Below are 20,140 nucleotides of genomic sequence, written 5' to 3' on the forward strand. Positions count from 1 at the left end.
CGGCAACAACTGGTTCCGCTCGGGGTGCCGGGCGAGCTGTATATCGGCGGCGACAGTGTGGCCCGCGGTTACCTGAATCAGCCGCAACTGACGGCAGAGCGCTTTGCGCATGACCCGTTCGCCGCGCAACCCCAGGCGCGCATGTACCGCACCGGGGATCTGGCGCGCTGGAATGCCGATGGCACCCTGGAATACCTGGGTCGTAACGACGATCAGGTGAAAATTCGCGGGGTGCGCATCGAGCTGGGAGAAATCGAAAACCAGTTCAGCCAATTGCCGGGTATCGAGGAAGCTCTGGTACTGGCTCGTGAAGACGAGCCGGGGCAACCACGGCTGGTGGGCTACTTCACCGAGCGGGCAGGGGCTGCCGCCAGCAGCGTGGAGCAATTGCGTACCGCGCTGCTGGCGCGGCTGCCGGGTTATATGGTGCCCGGCGCATTGGTGCGCCTGGACAGCTGGCCACTGACGGCCAATGGCAAGGTCGACCGCCGTGCATTGCCGGTACCCGACCGCACCGCACTGTCGACCGGCGAATACCAGGCACCGCAAGGCGATCTGGAAACCGCACTGGCGCTGATCTGGAGCGAATTGCTGCAGGTCGAGCGAGTAGGGCGTCATGACCGTTTCTTTGAGCTGGGCGGTCATTCGTTGCTGGCCATGCGCATGGTTTCTCAGGTGCGTCAGCGCCTGTCACTGGAGCTGGTTCTTGGCGACCTTTTCGCCGACAGTTCGCTGATCGCGATCGCACACTGCCTGAGCGCTGCGGCGCGCAGTCAGTTGCCGGCCATCGACGTACAGCCACGCAACGGCCCGGTACCCTTGTCTTCCGCTCAGCAGCGCATCTGGTTCATGGCGCAAATGGAAGATGCCAACAGCGCCTACAACATCTCGTTGGGCCTGAAACTGAGCGGTCCGCTGGACAGCCGTGCCTTGACCCGTGCACTGGAGCGGATCGTGGCCCGCCACGACAGCCTGCGCAGTCGCTTCAGCCAGGAAGACGACAACGCCTGGGTACAGGCAGCGTCTGTGACTGAAGTGCCGCGCATCTGCTGGCAGGATTTACATGATCAGGATCCGCAAGCACTGCAGGCAGTGATCAGGGAAGAGGCGGCGCAGCCCTTCGACTTGCAGCATGAACTGCCGATTCGCGGCCGTTTGCTGTGTCTGGCTGAAAACCGTCACGTATTGCTGCTGACCGTGCATCACATCGTTGCCGACGGCTGGTCGCTGGGCGTGCTGACCCGCGAACTGACCGCGCTCTACCAGGCGTTCAGTCAAGGGCAGGAGGATCCACTGCCCGCGCTGGCGCTGCAATATGGCGATTACGCCGTGTGGCAACGCAACTGGCTGGACGATGAACGATTGAGCCATCAGGCCGATTACTGGCAGCAGACCCTGACCGGGGCGCCGGTATTGCTGACCTTGCCCACTGACCGACCACGTCCTGCGCATCAGGACTACACCGGGGCCAGCGTTGCGCTGGATCTCGATCCGCGTCTGAGCACCGACATCAGAGCCTTCTGCCAGGCGCAGTCGGTGACATCGTTCATGCTGTTCATGGGCGCATGGGCGGTATTGCTGGCGCGGTTGTCCGGACAGGACGAGGTGGTCGTCGGCATGCCGGTTGCCAACCGCCGTCGTGCTGAAATCGAAGGTTTGATCGGGCTGTTCGTCAATACCCTGGCCGTGCGGGTGGATACGTCGGGCGAGCCGGACGTCGTGACGCTGCTGGAGCGCATCAAGGCCCGCGTTGTGGAAGCGCAGGACCATCAGGACCTGCCTTTCGAACAAGTGGTGGAGCGCCTGCGGCCGCCGCGCAGCCTTGCGCATAGCCCTTTATTCCAGGCATCACTGACCTGGGACGGCAGCCAGGGGCTGGGATTGCAACTGGGCGACATGCAGCTTGAGCCTTTGGATGAACAGGCCGCTTTCGCAAAATTCGACCTCGCGCTGAGCGTCAGCGATGGCCCCGATCATTTCCGCTGCATCGTGGAATATGCCACAGCGCTGTTTGACCACAGCACCATCGAACGCCATCTGGGTTACCTGAAGGCGATCCTGCGTGCCATGGTTGCTGACAGCCAGACGGTGGTGAGCCACATTCCGCTGCTGTCGGAGGCCGAGCGTCGGCAGTTGACCGACGGTTTCAATGCACCCGATGCGGTTTATCCGCAAGAGCAGACGCTGCACAGCCAGTTCGAAGCGCAAGCGCAGCGCACGCCGGATGCGATTGCCGTGAGCTTTGAAGAGGAGTCATGGAGCTACGCGACACTCAACGCCCAGGCCAACAGAATCGCGCATCGCCTGATTGGCATGGGCATCGGTGCGGACGACCGTGTCGCCATCTGCACGCCTCGCGGCCTGCAGATGATCGCCGGCCTGCTGGGGATTCTCAAGGCAGGTGCCGCCTACGTGCCGTTGGACCCGGCTTATCCCCTTGAACGTCTGGCTTATACCCTTGACGACAGCGCACCGGTGGCGTTGTTGAGTCAGCGGTCAGTGCAGGGCACCTTGCCTGTCTCGGAAGTGCCGGTGATCAGTCTCGACGACGACTTGCAGGACGAATCCGTCTGCAATCCGCAGGTGCCGGTTAAACCCGGCAACCTGGCTTATGTGATCTACACCTCGGGTTCCACCGGTAAGCCCAAAGGCGTGATGATCGAACACCGCAACGTTGCGCGGCTGTTCTCGGCCACCGAAGAATGGTTCGGTTTCAACAAGCAGGATGTCTGGGCGCTGTTCCATTCGTTTGCTTTCGACTTCTCGGTCTGGGAAATCTGGGGCGCGTTGCTGCATGGCGGGCATTTGGTGATCGTGCCGCAACTGGTCAGCCGCTCCCCCGAAGACTTCTACAACCTGGTATGCAGTGCCGGGGTGACGGTGCTCAACCAGACGCCGAGCGCGTTCCGTCATCTGATTGCTGCTCAGGGCGAGAACGGGCAGGCGCATTCGTTGCGCAAGGTGATTTTCGGCGGTGAAGCGCTGGACACAGTGATACTCAAGCCGTGGTATGCCCGCAATGTGAATGCCGGCACACAATTGGTGAACATGTATGGCATCACTGAAACCACGGTGCATGTGACCTATTACCCGTTGCAGCCCGAAGATGCCCAGCGTCTTGGCGCCAGTCCGATCGGCAGGCGCATTCCCGACTTGCAGCTGTATGTCCTCGATGCCCGCGGCGAACCGGTGCCGGTGGGTGTGGTCGGCGAGCTGTATGTCGGCGGCGCCGGCGTAGCACGCGGCTACCTGAACCGTGAAGCACTGACGGCCGAACGGTTCCTCGACAACCCGTTCAGCCACGCAGCGGATGCGCGGATGTACCGTACCGGTGACCTGGGCCGCTGGATGGCCGACGGCAGTCTGGAATACATGGGCCGTAACGATGAACAGGTCAAGATTCGCGGTTTCCGTATCGAACTGGGTGAGATCGCGGCTCGCCTGAATGATCATCCAGATGTTCTCGACGCTGTGGTTGTGGCACGCGAGGATGTGCCGGGTGACAAGCGACTGGTTGGTTACTACACCTCGGCGGAAGATAACCCCGGGCTGGATATCGAACAGTTGCGTGCCTGGCTGTCGGGACTGCTGCCCGAATACATGGTGCCTGCGGCCTATGTAAGGCTGGCCAGCCTGCCGGTGACGGCGAACGGCAAACTGGACCGCAAAAGCCTGCCGGCACCGGATCGCGACAGCATCGCCAGCCGGGCCTATGAAGCGCCGCAAGGTGCGACCGAAATCGCCCTGGCCAGCCTCTGGGCCGAGCTGCTGCATGTGGAGCAGGTCGGTCGTCAGGATAATTTCTTTGAACTGGGCGGCCACTCGTTGCTGGCCGTGACCCTGATTGCGCGTATGCGTCGTCTGGACATGCGTGCGGACATTCGCGTTCTGTTTGTCCAGCCAACCCTGGCGGCGCTCGCCGAAGCCGTCGGCCGCGACACTGAAATCAATGTGCCGGCCAACCTGATCGATGCGCACTGCCAGCACATCACCCCCGAATTGTTGCCTCTGGTAGCGCTGGACCAGCCCGCCATTGACCGTATCGTGGCGCGGGTGCCGGGCGGTGCTGCGAATGTGCAGGATATCTATCCGCTGGGCCCGTTGCAGACTGGCATTCTTTATCACCACCTGACAGCTGGGGACAGTGATCCTTATCTGTTGCAGCCGCAGTTCGCCTTCGCCGACGCCTCGCGTCTCGACGCTTTTTGCCATGCCTTGCAGCGAGTGATCGAGCGCAACGATATTCTGCGCACCGGGTTGTTCTGGGAAGGTTTGCAAGCGCCGGTGCAGGTGGTCTGGCGTCAGGCGCCGCTGCGGGTTGAAGAGGTCGCCTTGCAGGACCTGTTCAATGCACCACGCGTGGACCTGACTCAGGCGCCGCTGCTGCAGCTGGTCTATGCCCACGATCCGGCCAATAAGAGGATCGCAGCGGTGCTGCGCTATCACCATGTGATCATGGATCACATCGCCCTTGATGTATTGAGTCATGAGTTGCAGGCCATACTGCTGGACAACGAAGCTCAGCTCGCAGCGCCCGTGCCTTACCGAAACTACATCGCCCACGTTGTGCAGGGGCCTGGCGACGACGCCCATGAGGCGTTCTTCCGCGAGCAGTTGGGCGATATCGATGAGCCGACTTTGCCTTACGGCCTGACACTGGCATCCGCAGACCAGATTCCCGGCGAGGCCCGACTCACGCTGAACAGCGACCTGTGCCGACAGATCCGCGATCAGGCAAGGCAGTTGAGTGTCAGCGCAGCCACGTTGATGCACCTGGCCTGGGCGAAGGTACTGGGGCAGTTGTCCGGGCGTGACAGCGTGGTATTCGGCACCGTGCTGCTTGGACGGTTGCGCGGCGGTGAAGGGGGCGAACGCGCCTTGGGTGTGTTCATCAATACTTTGCCATTGCGCATGGATCTGGTCGGGCATTGCGCGCGCAGTGCAGTGCTTGACCTGCATGGTCGTCTGGTCGGGATGCTCGCCCACGAGCACGCTCAGTTGGCTCTGACCCAGCGCTGCAGTGCCTTGCCGGCTGGCGCGCCACTGTTCAATACGCTGCTCAATTACCGCCACAGCGCTGTGCCTGAGGTCGATGACCAAGCGAACAACACCGCATGGCAAGGGATTGAGGTTGTACACGCAGAGGAGCGCAGCAACTACCCGCTGACCTTGAGTATCGATGACTTCGGCGATGCTTTCAGCCTGACAGCCCAGGCTGCGCCGGGTATTGATCCGCAACGGATTTGCGCCTACGTGCAACAAGCCCTTGTCCATCTGGTGCAGGCCCTGGAGCAGCAGTCGGCAGCAGCCCTGATTGGCTCGTCAGTGGTGCCGGAGGCAGAACGCGAGCGTCTGTTGGTCTCGTTCAACGATACCCGCCGTGACTACCCACGCGGGCAGCCCGCGCACCGGCTGTTCGAGCGCCGCGCCGCACTTCACCCGCATGCCGTGGCGGCCGTGCATGGCCGTCGCTCACTCACGTATGGCGAGTTGAACGAACGCGCCAACCACTTGGCTCACTACCTGCTGGGACAAGGTGTGCGACCGAACGAGCACGTGGCGATTCTGCTGCCGCGCTCACTGGAACTGCTGATCAGCCAGTTGGCGGTCGGCAAATGTGCAGCGACCTATGTGCCGCTGGACGTCAACGCGCCTGCCGAACGCCAGCATTACATGCTCGATGATTGCCAGGCGAAATGCGTGCTGACACAGAGCGCCACCTCGATTGGCTCGACAGTGCAGCGCATCGATCTGGACCAGTTGAACCTTGATGACCAGCCTGCGCATGACCCGGGCCTGCCACAGGCGTCCGACACAGCGGCTTACGTCATGTATACCTCCGGTTCGACGGGCGCCCCGAAAGGCGTACGCGTTGCCCATCGCGGCATTGCCAGGCTGGTGTTGAACAACGGTTATGCCGACTTCAACGAGCAGGACCGCATCGCCTTTGCTTCCAACCCGGCGTTCGATGCAAGCACCATGGAAGTCTGGGGTGCCTTGCTCAACGGCGGGCAGTTGTTGGTGATCGAGCACACCACGCTGATCGACCCGATGCGTTTCAGCGCAGCCCTGCGTCACGGCAATGTCAGCGTGCTGTTTTTGACCAGCGCGCTGTTCAATCAGTACGTGCAACTGATTCCCGAGGCACTCAGCGGCCTTCGGCTGTTGCTTTCCGGCGGTGAGCGCGCCGATACGGCAAGCTTCCGCACGCTGCTTGCCCAGGCTCCGGGCCTGCACCTGTTGAACGTGTATGGCCCTACTGAAACGACCACCTTCGCCACGGCCAGTGATGCGCGAGCACTGGCCGATCACGCCGAGTCGGTACCGATCGGCACACCTATCGGTAACACGACGGTCTATGTACTCGATGCTCATCAGCACCTGACGCCGTTGGGGGCGATTGGCGAGCTTTATATTGGCGGCGACGGTGTGGCGCTGGGGTATCTGAATCGCCCGGACCTGACTGCAGAGAAGTTCATTGCCGACCCGTTCAGCGATCAGCCCGGCGCGATGATGTACCGCACTGGTGATCTGGGCCGCTGGCTGGAGGACGGCCAGCTGGAATGTCTGGGCCGCAACGACGATCAAGTGAAAATACGCGGTTTCCGTATCGAACTGGGCGAGATCGTCAATTGCCTGCACCAGTTGCCGGGCATCAGGGAAGCTGTGGTTCTGGCGCGCGAGGATGAGCCGGGCCATGTGCGTCTGGTCGCCTATTTCACCAGCCGACTCGACGCCGAGGCACCTGCACCGGAGCACATGCGTGCTCACCTGCAGGCCAACCTGCCGGAATACATGGTGCCTGGGGCCTTTGTCGAGCTGACCGCTTTGCCGTTGACGGCCAACGGCAAGCTGGACAGCCGTGCGCTGCCCAAACCGGATCACTCGTCGCTGTTGGGGCTGGCCTATGAGCCACCGCAGGGCGAGATTGAAATCGCTCTGGCGCAGATCTGGGCTGAAGTGCTGCAGCTCGAGCGGGTCGGTCGTCACGATCACTTTTTCGATCTGGGCGGGCATTCCCTGCTGGCCATGCGCATGGTGTCGCAGGTGCGTCAGCAGATGGGCATGGAGTTGCCATTGGGCGAACTCTTTGCACTGGGCGAGCTGGCAGCCGTTGCCAGTGCGCTGGCAGGTGCTGGACGCAGTGAACTGTCACTGATCCTGCCTGCGCCGCGTGATCAGTCGTTACCGCTGTCGTTCGCCCAGCAGCGCTTGTGGTTTCTGGCACAAATGGAGGGCGGCAATCAGGCCTACAACATCCCGCTGGCCCTCAGTCTGCGAGGAACGCTGGATGTGCCTGCGTTGACAGCCGCGCTAGCGCGGATCGTCGAGCGCCATGAAACCTTGCGCAGCCGCTTCATCGCCCGCGAGGAGGGTGCTGAAGTCGTGTTCACACCGCCCACGGCCATGTCGTTCCTGCACATCGAAGACCTGCGTCAAAACCCGCAAACCCTGGCCGAACGCGTTGCAGCAGAAGCCACCGCAGCGTTCGATCTGACGCGTGGCCCGCTGATCCGCGGCTGCCTGCTGCAGGTGGAAAACGAGCGGCACGTGTTGTTGCTGACCGTGCACCACATCGTCTCCGACGGTTGGTCGATGGGGGTCCTGACCCGCGAATTGCTTGCGCTGTACCCGGCGCTACGAAGCGGCGAGGCCGATCCACTGCCAGCGCTGAGCATTCAATACGCCGACTATGCGGTCTGGCAGCAGGGCTGGATGAGCGGCGAGCGTCTGCAACACCAGGCTGCCTATTGGCGGCAGACGCTGGAAGGCGCACCGACACTGCTGACACTGCCTGCCGACCGGCCGCGTCCGGCGCAGCAGGATTTTGCCGGTGCAAGTCTCAACGTGCGACTGGATGGTCAACTGACCGCCGGCCTGCGCGCGCTGGCGCAGCGGCAAGGCGTCACCCTGTACATGACCTTGCTGACTGCGTGGGGCGCACTGCTGACGCGTCTTTCCGGTCAGGCCGAGGTGGTGGTCGGCAGCCCGATCGCGGGCCGTGGTCGCGCCGAGCTGGAAGGGCTGATCGGTTTGTTCGTCAATACGCTGGCCATACGCATCGACACGGCATCGGCACCTACCGGTGACGCGTTGCTGGCGCAGGTCAGGACTCGGGTACTGGAGGCTCAGGATCACCAGGACCTGCCGTTCGAGCAGGTGGTGGAAATCGTCCGCCCGACACGCAGCCTGGCCCACGGCCCGTTGTTCCAGACGACGCTCAACTGGCTGGCCGGGGAAACTACGTTACCGGAGATGGACGGTCTGTCGCTGGCAACGGTCGAGCAGCAGAGTCAGGTCTCCAAGTTTGATCTGTCGCTCAACCTCGGCGAACAGGGTGATGCCTTGTTCGGTACGCTGGATTACGCCACTGCGCTGTTCGATGAGGCGACGGTGCAGCGCTATTGCGGTTATTTCGAACAGTTGCTGCGCGCGCTGGTGAATAACCAGCAGGCGCTGCTCGCGGATATTCCGCTGGTGGGCCTGCAGGAGCGCGAGTATCTGCTCGAAAGCCTCAACGCCAGCGCGGTGAGCCTGCCGCAAGGTCAGACCATTCATGCGCTGATAGAAGCACGCGCCGAAGGCATGCCCGAAGCCGTCGCCGCCAAGGTCGGCGAGCAGTCACTGAGCTACGCGCAGATGAACCGTCAGGCCAACAGCCTTGCCCATCATCTGATCAGCCTGGGCGTGCGCCCGGATGATCGTGTCGCGGTCGTCGCGCGTCGTGGGCTGGACACGCTGGTGAGCCTGCTGGCCGTGCTCAAGTCCGGTGCCTGCTATGTGCCGGTGGATCCGGCGCATCCCGATGAGCGCATAAACTATCTGTTGACCGACAGCACGCCGGTGGTGGTGCTTGCTGAACAGGCGTTCATGGCGCGCCTGCCTGCACTGACGGTGCCGCTGCTCGCACTCGATCGACCTCAATGGCCTGAGCAACCGGCAAATCCGCTGGTGTCGGGCCAGACGCCTGGCGATCTGGCGTATGTGATTTACACCTCCGGCTCGACCGGCCAACCGAAAGGCGTGATGGTCGAACACCGCACGCTGGCCAATCTCGTCCACTGGCATTGCCAAGCGTTCGCTCTGCACGCCGGTAGCCATACTGCCACTGTGGCCGGCTTCGGTTTTGACGCGATGGCCTGGGAAATCTGGCCCGCCCTGTGTGCAGGGGCGACGCTGCACATCCCGCCAGCCGAGATCAGTAACGAACAGCTCGACCTGCTGCTCGACTGGTGGCTCACGCAGCCGCTGCACGTGGCGTTTCTGCCGACACCGGTGGCCGAATATGCATTCAGCCGCGAGCTGTATCACCCGACGCTGCAGACGCTGCTGATCGGCGGCGATCGCCTGCGCCAGTTCCACCGCGAGCCGGGTTTTGCCGTGATCAACAACTATGGTCCGACCGAAACCACGGTGGTCGCTACCTCCGGCCGTCTGTTGCCTGACGGCAGCCTCGACATCGGCAAGCCGATCGCCAACACCCGCGTGTACCTGCTGGATGAGCAGCAGCAACTGGTGCCGACCGGTGTTGCCGGCGAGTTGTACATCGGCGGTGAAGGCGTGGCACGGGGTTATCTGAACCAGCCGCAACTCACTGCCGAACGCTTCCTCAGTGACCCGTTCTGCGAGAACCCGCAGGCGCGCATGTACCGCACCGGCGATCTGGCACGCTGGAATGCCGATGGCACGCTGGACTATCTGGGGCGTAACGACGATCAGGTGAAAATCCGCGGTATGCGCATCGAACTGGGCGAAATCGAGGCGCAACTGACCTCGTTGCCGGGTATCGAGGAATCGCTGGTTGTGGCGCGCGAAGACGAACCTGGACAGTCACGTCTGGTGGCGTACTTCATTGAACAAGGCCCGCGCTCGGCGCTTGATATCGCCAGGCTGCGTGCCGACATGCTGGACCGACTGCCGGGCTACATGGTGCCGAGTGCGTTCGTGCGCCTTGATGCCTGGCCGTTGACCGCCAATGGCAAGGTCGATCGACGTGCGTTGCCGGTGCCGGATCGCGACGCCCTGCCAGGACGTGAATACGAGCCGCCGCAAGGCGAGCTGGAAATGGCCCTTGCCGACATCTGGAGCGACTTGCTGCAAGTCGAGCAAGTAGGGCGCAACGATCACTTCTTCGAACTCGGCGGCCATTCGCTGCTCGCCGTTACCCTGATCGCTCGCATGCGTCGCCGTGGCCTGGATGCCGATATTCGCGTGTTGTTTGCCCAGCCGACCCTGGCCGCTCTGGCGCGCTCCATTGGCAGCGGCGCTCAGGTGAAGATTCCGGCCAACCTGATCGGTGCGGATTGCACTTCAATCACTCCGGACCTGTTGCCGCTGGTGAAACTGGACCAGGCAGGGATCGATCGCGTTGTCGCCAGCGTTACCGGCGGTGTGTGCAATATTCAGGACATCTACCCACTGGGGCCTCTGCAGGCAGGTATTTTCTATCACTACCTGTCCGCCGCTGAGGATGATCCCTATCGCTTGCAGGCACGCTTTGCCTTTGCCGACCGCTCGCGGCTGGAGGCTTTCAGCCAGGCGCTGCAGCAGGTCATCGCCCGTAACGACGTTTTGCGCACTTCACTGTGCTGGGAAGGCCTGGAAACGCCGGTCCAAGTGGTCTGGCGGCATGCCGATCTGCCGGTGGTCGAGGTACCGCTGGCGGCGCTGGATGATCCCGAACCGCTGGCACTTGTGCGTGCACCGCTGCTGCGTCTGGTTCACGCCGATGACCCGGAAAACGGGCGGATCGTCGCGGTCCTGCTGTTCCATCACCTGATCATGGACCACGTTGCGCTGGACCTGTTGAGCCAGGAATTGCAGGCGATACTGCTTGATCAGGCAGCGCAACTGCCTGAGCCAGTGCCTTACCGCAACTACATCGCGCAGACCTTGCTGGGTGCGGGTGACGACGCGCATGAAACGTTCTTCCGCGAGCAGTTGGGCGATCTGGATGAGCCGAACCTGGCCTACGCCCAGACCTGGTTGCCAGGGCCGGAGGTGGCAGGCGAGGCTCGACTGCGTCTGGACGCAGACCTGAGCAGGCGGTTACGCCATCAGGTGCGGCAGCTGGGTGTCAGCCCCGCCAGCCTGATGCACCTGGCCTGGGCTCAGGTACTGGGCCGATTGTCCGGACGAGACAGCGTGGTGTTCGGCACCGTACTGCTGGGTCGCTTGAACGGCAGCGAGGGCGCCGAACGCACACTCGGGGTGTTCATCAACACCTTGCCGCTGCGCATCGACCTGGCCGATCAGACTGCACGCGATGCGCTGTCCCAGACCCACCGGCGCCTGACAGGATTGCTTGCCCACGAACACGCTTCTCTGGCACTCGCTCAGCGCTGCAGCGCCTTGCCTGCGGGCGCACCGTTGTTCAGTGCGCTGCTGAATTACCGCCACAGCTCCGCGCCCGGTGCAGCAAACGAGGCTGCCGGGAAAGCCTGGCAGGGCATCGAGCTGTTGCACAGCGGCGAGCGCAGCAGCTACCCATTGACGCTCAGCGTCGATGATCTGGGCGAGGCATTCGACCTGACGGCGCTGACCTCGACAGGCATCGATGCCCGACGTATTTGCGCGTATCTCTCCTGCGCCGTGGAAGGGCTGGTCAACACCCTTGAGCAGGCACCTTCGGAACCGATTCAAGCACTGAATATTCTGCCCGGTGCCGAGCGAACTGAGCTGCTCGACAGCTTCAATGCCGATCGCCTCACCGCAGAGTGCCCGCTGCCCGTTCATCGGCGTATCGAACAGCAGGCGTTTGAGCAACCGGACGCCATGGCCGCACAGGCGGGCGACCAGCATTTGAGCTACGGCGAGTTGAATGCCCGTGCCAACGCACTGGCCCATCACCTGATCGGACTGGGCGTACGTCCGGACGACCGGGTGGCGGTCGTCGCGCGACGCGGGCTGGAAACGCTGGCTGGCCTGCTGGCAGTGCTGAAAGCCGGGGCGAGCTACGTACCGGTCGATCCGGCACACCCGGATGAACGCATCAGCTACCTGCTGGAGAACAGTGAACCCGTGGTGGTGTTGGCGCAATTCGACCTGCTGACACGTCTGCCCGAACTGCAGGTGCCGGTGATCGCGCTTGACCGCCGGGACTGGCCGCAGCACGCGGACAACCCAAACGTGCCGGAAATGACCACGCAGCATCTGGCTTATGTGATTTACACCTCGGGGTCCACCGGGCTGCCCAAGGGCGTGATGGTCGAGCACCGCACGCTGAACAATCTGGTGGATTGGCACTGTGAAGCGTTCAATCTGCGTGCCGGCAGTCACACCGCCAGCGTTGCAGGGTTTGGTTTCGACGCCATGGCCTGGGAAGTCTGGCCTGCGCTGTGTGCCGGCGCGGTGTTGCACCTGCCGCCTGCGGAGATTGGCAACGAACAGCTCGACGTGCTGCTCGACTGGTGGCTGGCCCAGCCGCTGCAGGTGGCGTTCCTGCCGACCCCGGTGGCCGAATACGCCTTCAGCCGTGAACTGCACCATCCGACGCTGCAGACCCTGTTGATTGGTGGTGATCGCTTGCGCCATTTCAACCGTGATCCGGGTTTCGCCGTGGTCAACAACTACGGCCCGACAGAGACCACGGTGGTGGCCAGCTCCGGCCGGATGCAGCCAGGCAAGGTGCTGCACATCGGCAAGCCGGTTACCCATGCCCGACTGTATGTACTGGATTCGCGGGGTCAGCCCGTGCCACTCGGAGTGCCCGGCGAGTTGTATATCGGCGGCGCAGGCGTGGCTCGCGGCTACCTGAACCGTGCGGACCTGACCGCAGAACGTTTCCTTGACGATCCGTTCAGCGACAGCCCTGGTGCCCGTATGTATCGCTCCGGCGATCTGGTGCGCTGGCTGTCCGACGGGACGCTTGAATACCTGGGCCGCAACGATGATCAGGTGAAGATCCGTGGCGTGCGCATCGAGCCGGGCGAGATCGAACAACACCTGGCGCAATGCCCGGGTGTCGGCGAAGCGGTGGTGACCACCCAGCGTCTGGACGATGGCTCGTTGCGTCTGGTGGGCTACTTCACCCGACGCGATGCGTCGCTCGACAGTGCCGCCTTGCGTGCGCACCTGTTGGGACTGCTCCCGGAATACATGGTGCCTGCGGTGTTTGCAGGCCTTGATGCGCTGCCATTGACCCAGAATGGCAAGGTCGACCGCAAGGCGTTGCCTGCGCCTGACCTGGCCGCACTGGCGAACCTCGTCGCCTACCAGGCGCCTTCAACGGCGCTGGAAGAGCGTTTGGCAGACTTGTGGGCCGAGGTTCTCGAGGTCGGAAAAATCGGCAGGCACGACAGCTTCTTCGAACTGGGCGGCCATTCGCTGTCGGCCATTCGTTTGGTCAGCCTGCTGCAAAAGGCAGGCGTGTCACTGACGCTGGCCGAGCTGTTCCAGCACCCCAGCGTCGCAGCGCTGGCCGGGTTGCTCGATCAGCGTCCAGGATCGCCGGACGAGGCTCGCGAGGTGATCACGGTGCGCGCCGGTGGCAGCGAGTCACCCTTGTTTCTGCTTCACGATTTCACAGGGCTGGACGCTTATTTCCCAGTGCTAGGGCAACATCTGCAGGGCGACTTTCCGATTTACGGCTTGCCAGGCATTGGCCTTGGGCAGCAGCAATTGCGCACCATGGAGTGCCTGGCTGCGCGGATGATCGAGCGCATTCGGCAGGTCCAGCCGCGTGGCCCGTATCGGTTGGCCGGCTGGTCGTTCGGCGGGGTTCTGGCTTATGAGGTGGCCACCCAACTGCTAGGCATGGACGAGGCCGTGACATTCCTCGGCCTGATCGACAGCTATGTGCCACGCCTGACGGATCAGGGCAAGGCACGCTGGCAGGGACCTGACTTGCTTGAGCGGCAATTGCTCTCGCATTGCACTGCGCACTGGCAAGCCCAGGCGGGTGAGGGCGCTGCCAGGTTGGCCCGTCTGACCTCATTGAGCGAGCAAGCGCCGCTGCAGGACTTCGCGACGCTGTTGCAACTGTGCCGTGACGAAGGCCTGTTGTACGAGGAACTGGCGCTGGCGAGCGATCAGCAATTGCACCATTACCTGGACCGGGAAGTCGCGCATGGTCAGGCCCTGGCGCATTACCAGTTGGAACCGCTTAACCTGCCGATTCATCTGTTCCGCGCCGAACAGCGTCCAATGGCGCCAATCGGAAGCAGTTCGACCCTGGGCTGGGGTGAGATTCTCTCCAGAGATCAACTGCAGTGCGTCGATGTCCCGGGTGACCACATGACGATGATGCAGGCACCGCACGTGGCCGTGCTCGGTGTGAGCATCGTTCAGGCGTTGCACAGCGTGCCTGCCACGCCGCCGCCAGCACCGGCTCATCAGTCACTGCTGGCCATCCAGAGCGGGCGGGACGGACATGCGCCAGTGTTTTGCGTACCGGGTGCCGGTGACAGCGTCACCAGCTTCATCGGCCTGGCCGAGGCACTGGGTCCGGACTGGCCGATCCACGGTCTGCAACCGCGCGGCCTGGACGGTCGCAGTGTTCCGCACAGCCGCGTGGAAGCGGCAGCGCAGAGCCATGTGCAGGCTATTGAAGCGCTGTATCCGCACGGTCCTTTACATCTGGTCGGGCATTCGTTCGGGGGCTGGGCGGCGCACGCCATGGCGGTCCGGCTTCAGGCCCGTGGCCGCGAGGTTGTCTCGTTAACCTTGATCGATAGCGAAGCGCCCGGCGGCGAGGGCTTGAGCAGTAAGCCTTATACCGCCACCGCCGTGCTGGAACGCCTGATCGAGGCGCTGCAGTTGTCCAGCGGAAAAAGCTTTGAGCTCGATCCGCTGGCGTTTGCCGCCAGCGATACGGTCACGCAAATGCACCTGCTTCAGCAGGCCATGGTGCGCGCCGGGTTATTGCCTCCACGTCTTGCGGCACAGGCCCTGCAAGGGATTGTCCGCACGTTTGCCAGCGCCTTGCGCACGGTCTATCGACCTGAGCCGGGAGGCTACAGCGGCAGGGCAAGTCTGGTACTGGTGAATGACCCGCAACTGGATGCGCTGGACAATCAACTCGAACATGCCGCGTGTGCAAGTCAGTGGCAGCATTTGCTGCCGCAACTTTCGCTCTGGCAGGGGCCTGGCAACCACTTCAGCGTCCTGAAAGCTCCAGACGTCTACAGTCTCGCGGCCTGGTGGTACGACGGATTGGCAGTGGGTGTGGGGGAGACGCAATGAGTCGGAGGATCTTGATCAAGCGTTATTGCAGGCGGGGGGAGGTCTTGCACAGGAGGCGGTGAGGGCATATCCGGGAGGGGCGATTAGCATCGCCCCGTCCGTTGCATCGACTGGCGGTCAGCAGGTTGAAAAAACGCCCACCGATGAGCCATACATCCAGCGCATCAGTGAATTCCGACCGCTGATGCCCAGTTTGATCGCCGCACGGCGCTGGTAACTGCCAACGGTATTGACCTTGAGTGCGAGCCGCTCGGCCTGCTCAAGCGCGGTATGCCCGGCGAGCAGTCCTACGCAGACCTGGGTTTCGCGTTCGGACAACGTCAGTCCTGTTTCGCGCAGCCGTTCCTGAAAGCGCTTTTCAATGCTTTCCGGCTTTTTATGCTCGATACCGGGCATTGACAATTGCAAGGCGTTGACGTGTTTTTCAAGTATCGAAAACAGTAATGGGGAAATGTCGCCTAGCTGTCGGCGTTCCTTTTCTGAAAATTCATGCGCGGGGAGCGCCCGAAATACGGTTATTTTACAACTAAAGCTTTCCGAGGCCCGATCAGGGTAAAGATGAATCGAGTCACTGAGCAACAGCGTGCCCCGTGAAGACGTCACGGTCTCGTTAAAGACCGTTGGTGCAGAGGCAGGCGGGCTTTGCCAGGGCTGTGGCAGGGAGGAAAGGTGCGTGGCATCTACCGCAAGCTGAGTGTCGATGAGCTTGTGGAACATGCTGGAAAAATTCCCGCTACCGATGCTGGCTATGGCCCTGCCAATCTGCGGAAGTAGTGTATGAGGCATTTAGTCATCCATGAGTTTAAAACTGCTGACAATGTCATAGACGCTGTAAGCACGGCGCGGTCACATCAACTTGGTCGTTGGCGTGTCCGGTGCGAGCGCAGCGTTAGATGCCCGCTAGAGCATCTCTAGTGGAGTACAGCAAAGAGTATCGTCCTGAGGTTACCTAAATACTTCACTATCAGAAAGAGTGATTATCGTTGGTCGGACGACGGGCAAGGAGGTTGGAGAAGGGGGCAGGCTTAACAGTGTTAATGGGGTGCTGTCTGATGTTGTTACGGGAAGTAGGAGTGAACAAGATCCCCGCGCATGTGCCTGTAAAAGTCGCGACATGGCGGGGAATACTGTTCGGATAGCGTCTATTTTCCGATCATGAACCGGGTGACCAGACGCGTAAGCCGTCCGTAAGGTGCTGAGACCTTGTCGGACATGTTGAAACGACCAAGTTTGAGAACACCGCGGGCGTGGGACAGACGAACGAAGCCCTCGTAGCCGTGATAGGCCCCGGTGCCGCTGTCGCCGACGCCACCGAAGGGCAGGTCATCCTGAGTCGCATGCAGCATGGTGCCATTGATGGTCACGCCGCCGGATTGCGTGCGGTTCAGCAACCGGTCCACAGACGGCTGATCGTTGGAAAAGCAATACAGGGCCAGCGGTGCCGGACGAGCGTTGATAAAGGCGATGGCTTCATCCAGAGAGTCATACGCGAGGATCGGCAGCAATGGCCCGAAAATCTCTTCGCACATGACATCTGCTTTCAGGGACACCTGAGTGAATGCCATCGGTGCGATCTTGCGTTCGCCCACCGTTGCAGGCGCATTGTGTTGCCACGCCTTGGCCCCCGTCGCGACGGCCTGACTGGCCATCGCCATAAGCCTGTCATAGTGGCGTTGGGAGATAATCGAGGTGTAGTCCGGATTGCCATCGAGGGTCGGGTAGAGCTTTTTGGCCGCAGCCAGCCACTCGCTGGCAAAGCTGTCCACCTGTTCGCGCGGGACGAGGACATAGTCAGGTGCTACGCAGGTCTGACCGGCGTTGAACAGTTTGCCGATAGCGATCATCCGCGCGGCTTTGGTGGTCGAAAAGTCGTCGCACACTACCACTGGCGACTTGCCGCCCAGCTCCAGTGTGACCGGTGTCAGATTGCGTGCGGCCGCCGCCATCACCTGGCGACCTACGTGGGTTGAACCGGTAAACAGCAGATGGTCGAAAGGCAACTCACTGAACTGGCCCGCCAGCGTGGCGTCGCCAGTGACCACGACAACCTGCTTGGCGGGGAACGTTTCGCCCAGCAACTGCTTGAGCAGCCCGGAGGTCCGGGGTGTCAGTTCCGAAGGTTTGATCATCACCCGGTTACCCGCAGCCAGCGCCTCTATCAAGGGCACCAGCGTCAGCGTCAGCGGATAGTTCCACGGAGCCAGAATGCCGACGACGCCCAGCGGCTGATAAACCACCCGCGCCGTGGCGGGCCTGAAAACCATACCCGCCTTGCGCCGGGAGGGGCGCATCCATGCCTTGAGGTGCGAGCGGATGTGCTTGATGCCGTTGACCACTGGCATCAATTCAGCGAGCCGGGTTTCATCGAACGAGCGATTGCCGAAGTCTGCGCTGACCGCTTCGAGCAACCTGTCCTGATTATTACTGACCATACGCAGCACGGCGTTGAGGTCTGCGATTCGCTGATCGTAGGAAGGCGCGCCTTGAGCACGGAATGCAGCCTGCTGCGCCTCGAACAGCTCGATTAGCCCGGCAGCGTGTAACGTCGTATCTGGCGGAACCCTGGCGGGTTGATTCATGACGCTGCTCCTGTGGCTGCGTTGTTTTTTATAGTGGCTGCATGACAGCAATGGAACCTGCCATAAGAGCAGGCGCTTCAGCAGTGGTGTGTCTATTTCCTGGCTCACGTCACCGTATAGCACTCTGACCGACCGATGGAGGGGTGATCCGGCCGGTTAAAGTGGCCAGAACGGTCAACCTGCATGGCGATCATTGCTCGCCATGCTCGGGCTCGGACGCCAGACGATCCAGATGACTGACAATCATCGCCGCCACCATCGCACAGGTTTTCGCTGGCTCCAGCGGTTCGTCGAACAACAACTCGATGGTCGCGTGAATCATTTCCACCGCGACGCGGGCAACCATGGCGATGCGTTCGGGATCCGCGTCCGGAAAAGCACTGCCAATAATTGCAGCCTGGGCTTGGGAAACCCTGCGGTGCGAGTCGAGCCGCACATGTTCCAGAGCGGGAACCGCCCTCAGCGCCTTGAGCGTCCACATGCCACCCAGTGTGGCGTCGGTGACCCGGTACGTATCCAGGATCAGCTCGGCAAGCGCCTGTTCCAGCGCCTGCGGCGTGCCTGCAATCAGCTCGGGGGTGATCCAGTGATCGATCCGCTCGTTCTGTTTCTCGAGCAGGCGTTCACCCAGCACCGTCAGCAACGCGTACTTGTTGGGGAAATAGCGATACAGCGCGGGCGGCGTAAGGCCGGCCCGTTCGCATACCAGGTTGGTCGACAAGCGCTCTATGCCGACCTCGCACAAAGTGTTTGCCGTGGCGACCAGAATGCGTTCGTAGGTTTCGGTAGCGCGTTGCTGCGCGGGCAGCTTCTTGCGTTCACCGCTTTTCCCGGCGCTCTGCTCGGGGTGGATGTCGGTTTTCAGCCTGGCCATAAGTACCTGTCGGGAAGAGTGGGGCGCCAGCATGACGATCAAAAAAACAGTTGCCGCACGATGAAATGATAGCTATAACTATCGTGTAGCGATGACTATCATAACTGAAGCGTCGTTATTGTGACGGTCTGTCAAAACAAAAAAATAAAAAAGGTGACGCGATGAACGTACGGCAGTGGTTTTTCCTCTCTTCGGTTCTGATGTGCTCCACCGGCATTCATGCTGCTGCCGGTCCGCTTGAGGCCAAGGGGCTCTGGCTGACGGCGGAAAAGGATGCAGTGGTCAGGCTTGACGACTGCGCAGACAAGGCCGGCGCTATCTGCGGGCAGATTGTCTGGGTCAAGGATGCGGCCTCGACGTCGAGTGACTGCGGCGTACAGATTCTGCAGTTGACCCGCTACGACCAGGACGCCTGGCGCGATGGCTGGGTGTACGACCCCCGTGATCAGAAAAAATATAAGGGCGCCGTTCGAGTCAAGGATGGACGCCTCAATGTAAGGGCTTTTGTCGGCACCGAAGTTCTCGGCAAGACAGAGCAATTCGAGCGAATCGCAACACTGCCTCCTGCCCCGGTTTGCAAATCGTAAATCCGGCCCTTTAGCGTGGGAGAGAATCATGCGCACTTATACGACCTGTTATGTAATGGCTGCAGCCCTGTGCTCCGCAGCAGGCCCGACGCTGGCCATCGCCGATGAAATGTCGAGCTACGCCGTGGATGTTACCGCCAAGGTCAGCTCGGACATTCGTACCCGCGGGATTTCCGATTCGCTGAATCGGCCCGGGGCCAAAGTGACCATTCAGGTCGCCCATGAAACAGGCCTGGTGGCGCTGGCCGAATTTACCACGGTCAGCAAGAAGCAGTTTCTCGATGGCGACGGCGCAGGTGTACTGCTGGCTGGCGGCTATCGCTTCGGCGATCCGGATGCCTGGCACTACGGCGTCGGGCTTGCGGCCGAGATGTTTCCGGGGGCTCAGTTCAAGGCACCGAACCGGTTCGATTTCGAGACGTTCACGCCAGGTGAAGAGCACTCGACAAATTACAACAGTCAATTCGCCGTGCTTGAAATCGGTTACGGCGCGCTCGAAGGGCGAATCGCCCGGGTGCTCTCGAAAAACTATCGGGGTGCCAACAGCGGCGGGGTATGTGGCGCGCAACTGCAGTTCCGCGATGACCCGACCAAAGGCCTCGATTGTTATGCCAAGGGTGACCGCAACTCCCGGGGCAGCATGCTCTATGACCTCGACTACAAATACGCGCTGGGCATCAACACCAACTTGAAGCTGCACGCCGGCTACCAACAGATCGAAAACTTCTCCGAGGCCGACTTTGCCGATTATGGCGCAGGTCTGGTCCATCACTGGTGGGGTTTCGACTGGGGGCTCGACTGGGTAACGACCAGGACCAGGGCGCGCGAGCTGTATATGGCCGAGGACGACGGACATGTGCGCACTACGGACGGCAGCCGCTGGGTAGCGTCGATTTCCCGCACATTCTGAGTAGACC

General features: G+C 61.8%; 6 protein-coding genes (1 of these 6 running past the window's edge). 3 read left to right on the forward strand and 3 right to left on the reverse strand.

Annotated elements, in window-relative coordinates; all coding sequences use genetic code 11:
- On the forward strand, nt 1–15,183 hold the 3' portion of the coding sequence (locus BLR20_RS03950) for a non-ribosomal peptide synthetase (RefSeq protein WP_054994066.1). Its footprint begins 2,601 nt before the window's first position; 15,183 of the gene's 17,784 nt are visible here — the last part of the coding sequence; the start codon falls outside the window, past its left edge; the stop codon is at nt 15,181–15,183.
- A 117-nt stretch (nt 15,184–15,300) separates the two neighbouring features.
- On the opposite strand, the gene BLR20_RS03955 is transcribed toward BLR20_RS03950, so the two are convergent.
- The 3 genes from BLR20_RS03955 to BLR20_RS03965 form a co-directional block, all read right to left on the reverse strand.
- Nucleotides 15,301–15,969: a helix-turn-helix transcriptional regulator gene (locus BLR20_RS03955; protein ID WP_025990871.1), complete on the reverse strand. Its 669-nt coding sequence runs from the start codon at nt 15,967–15,969 to the stop codon at nt 15,301–15,303.
- A 356-nt stretch (nt 15,970–16,325) separates the two neighbouring features.
- Nucleotides 16,326–17,762, reverse strand: a complete 1,437-nt coding sequence (locus BLR20_RS03960) for a coniferyl aldehyde dehydrogenase (RefSeq protein ID WP_054994067.1) — start codon at nt 17,760–17,762, stop codon at nt 16,326–16,328.
- 190 nt (nt 17,763–17,952) lie between these two features.
- Nucleotides 17,953–18,636 carry a TetR/AcrR family transcriptional regulator gene (locus tag BLR20_RS03965; RefSeq protein WP_010429254.1) on the reverse strand — a complete coding sequence of 228 codons (684 nt, stop codon included), beginning with the start codon at nt 18,634–18,636 and terminating at the stop codon, nt 17,953–17,955.
- Nucleotides 18,637–18,797: 161 nt separating this feature from the next.
- Here BLR20_RS03965 and BLR20_RS03970 point away from each other — a divergent pair, with 161 nt between their 5' ends.
- Together BLR20_RS03970 and BLR20_RS03975 are read left to right on the forward strand one after the other, a co-directional pair.
- Complete coding sequence (locus tag BLR20_RS03970; protein ID WP_010429252.1) at nt 18,798–19,223, forward strand: DUF2147 domain-containing protein; 426 nt, start codon at nt 18,798–18,800, stop codon at nt 19,221–19,223.
- A gap of 28 nt (nt 19,224–19,251) precedes the next feature.
- Nucleotides 19,252–20,133, forward strand: a complete 882-nt coding sequence (locus BLR20_RS03975) for a TorF family putative porin (RefSeq protein WP_010429249.1) — start codon at nt 19,252–19,254, stop codon at nt 20,131–20,133.
- Nucleotides 20,134–20,140 lie beyond the last annotated feature (7 nt).

Source organism: Pseudomonas congelans, assembly GCF_900103225.1.
Classification (GTDB): domain Bacteria; phylum Pseudomonadota; class Gammaproteobacteria; order Pseudomonadales; family Pseudomonadaceae; genus Aquipseudomonas; species Aquipseudomonas congelans.